Annotated in this window: 1 pseudogene; it reads left to right on the top strand. The window is 38.0% G+C overall.

The features are described from left to right. Positions 1–17: 17 nt before the first annotated feature. A pseudogene (locus MICAI_RS25115) lies at positions 18–1,192 on the top strand (hemolysin); the annotation flags it as partial.

Raw genomic sequence — 1,192 nt, 5'->3', positions numbered from 1 at the left:
AGTATGTCCAGAAATTTATGGATGAAAAGGCTGGGCCTGGACGATTTGCCGTGGGAGCGCAGTTTGAGCTTGTCAAAAAATTTTTTAGTGTATCTACATTACCCAAAATGCCCGATGACGGTTGGAACAAGGAAGGACTTGCCACCCATTTTGGTTTAAGCAATGATTATGGGTGGAACATGAGGCATCTCGACTATCGAGATCAGGTAGATGATTACGCGGAAAGAGTTTATATTTATAACAGTCAGAGATTCAAAATTTCTGATAGTGCAAAGTTTGTTGTTAAGGCGGACGGTACTAGAGAAATTCAAAACTTTTATGTTGAACCTTTTCAAGACAATTTTGATTTTGATGGTGGTGGGATAGTAGCATGGATTGGTAATCGGATTATTTTAGAGCCTCTTGTTGATCCGTCAAGGATTGGTCGAACAGTATTCATTAATTTTACTGGTTTTCTAAGTAAAAAAACAGAACCATACAACAAAGCTTCATTCGATAGAGAGATTAAAAAAATATCTAGCTGGGAAATACCATTATTGGGTGCAAAACCAGCGGCCTACTTGGGACTAAAATTTGGGATAGACAGAATATCCGAAAATTTATTTAGTCAAGGTATCACCAAATTTCTTGACAAGGAAGAAAAGCCTATAATTTACGGTACACAAGGCAACGATAAATTGTCTGCCTTGGGTACTCTTAATAAATTGGCTTATCCCAAGTTATTTGAATACTATAAAAACGGTGTAGTCTTAATCGGGGCGAGTGGAAATGATGAACTTTTGGGTTTTGGTTTTGACGACAGACTATTTGGTGGCGAAGGAAACGATATACTAAATGGGGGAGGCGGTAATGATGCTCTAGACGGCGGTTTAGGCAATGATACCGTTGACTATAGTTCAGAATCAACTCCAATTATTTTAACTTTAACCTTAAATGCTGACCCCAAACTAACAGGAATAAGTGGAACAGTAAAAGTCGGCTCTGACACAGACAATTTATCTAGCATTGAAACCCTTAAATTTACTAAGAAGGATGATATTGTAAAAATCCAGTCAATTCCTCAAGGAGTAACCCTTGATGCTGTTGATGGAAAAGATACTCTTGACTTTTCCACTGCAAATCCTAAAGTAGGCGTACAGGTTGATAGTACAACAAAAGTTGTTAAATTAGGCTCGGACTCTCTCTCAATCAC

The organism is Microcystis sp. T1-4 (genome assembly GCF_000297435.1).
GTDB lineage: Bacteria > Cyanobacteriota > Cyanobacteriia > Cyanobacteriales > Microcystaceae > Microcystis.
The sequence above is the reverse complement of the archived record's forward strand: the minus strand, read 5'-3'. Positions and strand labels throughout refer to the sequence as shown.